General features: G+C 72.1%; 1 protein-coding gene. It reads left to right on the forward strand.

The features are described from left to right. Positions 1–33 precede the first annotated feature (33 nt). The coding region (locus G1H11_RS24940) for a DUF222 domain-containing protein (RefSeq protein WP_163821421.1) at positions 34–980 on the forward strand (947 nt) is incomplete at its 3' end.

Genomic DNA, 980 nt, shown 5'->3' on the forward strand with positions numbered 1-980 from the left:
ACCTTGTCGGTGGCTGCCGGTATGCTCGAACACATGTTTGAGGATGGCGGTTACAGCAGCGGTGGGGGTGGGGTGCACCCGGTGGTGGGTGTGCTCGACGCTGCGGACGCTGTGCTCGCGGACGGCCGGGAGGTGCACGCGCGGGGGCTGGGCGATGAGGACCTGGCTGAGGTGCTGGTGCGTGCGCACGCGCTGGCGGCGAAGCAGGCCGAGCTGTTCCTGCGGTTTCTCGCCGAGGCCGACACCCGCGATCTCGGCCGCCGCCTCGGCGCGTCGTCCACCACGGCGTGGCTGCGTGATGCGCTACGCATGCGCCCCGGCACCGCCAAAACGAACGTGGATCTGGCGCACCGGCTCACTCCACCCGCTCCGGTCGAGGACTACGCCGCCAACCCCGCCGCCGGGCCACGCACATCACGGTCGATGCCGGCCACCCACACCGCCCTGACCGCGGGGGAGATCTCCACCGATCACGCCACCGTGATCTCGAAGACGATGGCCCGCCTGCCGCCCGATGTGAGCACCGACGACGCCGCCCGGGCCGAGGAGGACCTCGCCGCGTTCGCCCGCGAGCACGACCCCGCCACCCTGCAGCACCTGGCCACCCATCTGCTGCATGTCCTGGACACCGAAAGCCTGGAACACCGAGAAGAACGCGCCGCCCGCAAACGGCGCCTGCGCCTGGTCGACCTCGGCGACGGCACCGTACGCATCACCGGGCTCGTCTCCACCGAGGACGCCGCCACCGTGCGCACCGTCCTGGACCCGCTGGCCGCGCCCACCCCCACCACCGACGGCGAACGCGACCGCCGGACCCCCGAACAACGCCACGCCGACGCCCTGATCGAGCTGTGCCGGCGCCACCTCGCACACGGCGAGCTGCCCACCCGCCACGGCCACCCCACCCAGCTCCTCCTGCTGGCCAACCTCACCACCCTGCTCCACACCAACAGCCCCGGCGACGGTGCAAGCGAACGCAC

The organism is Phytoactinopolyspora alkaliphila (genome assembly GCF_010550695.1).
Taxonomy (GTDB): Bacteria; Actinomycetota; Actinomycetes; order Jiangellales; family Jiangellaceae; genus Phytoactinopolyspora; species Phytoactinopolyspora alkaliphila.